The organism is Mesorhizobium sp. M00.F.Ca.ET.216.01.1.1 (assembly GCF_004010325.2).
GTDB lineage: Bacteria > Pseudomonadota > Alphaproteobacteria > Rhizobiales > Rhizobiaceae > Mesorhizobium.
Window position 1 is genome coordinate 1 of sequence record NZ_SADR02000459.1, and the last position, 300, is coordinate 300.

A 300-nucleotide genomic window follows, 5' to 3' on the forward strand; every position below is an offset into this window, starting at 1 on the left:
CCGACGTCGCGGTCACGGCGCGTAGCGTGGACTCGCTTGATGAGACAGCGGCGGCCATTCGCGCGGGCGGCGGGGTTGCGCACGCCATTGCCCTTGACGTGACCGATGTCGGCCAGTGCCGCGCGGCCGTTGCCGAGGCAGCCCGCCTGCTTGGCGGCCTCGACATTCTCGTCAACAATGCCGGGGTGGAAGAGGTCCGGCCATCGCTCGACGTCGACGAGGCGCTGTGGGACCGGATCGTCGACACCAATCTCAAGGGGGCGTTCTTCTGTGCCCAGGCGGCGGCGCGGCAGATGCGGG

Annotated in this window: 1 protein-coding gene; it reads left to right on the forward strand. The window is 70.0% G+C overall.

Annotation, left to right across the window (positions count from 1 at the left end; translation table 11 throughout):
* Positions 1-300 (forward strand): SDR family NAD(P)-dependent oxidoreductase (locus EN859_RS36950; RefSeq protein WP_135913732.1); only part of this gene is annotated, 300 nt, incomplete at both ends.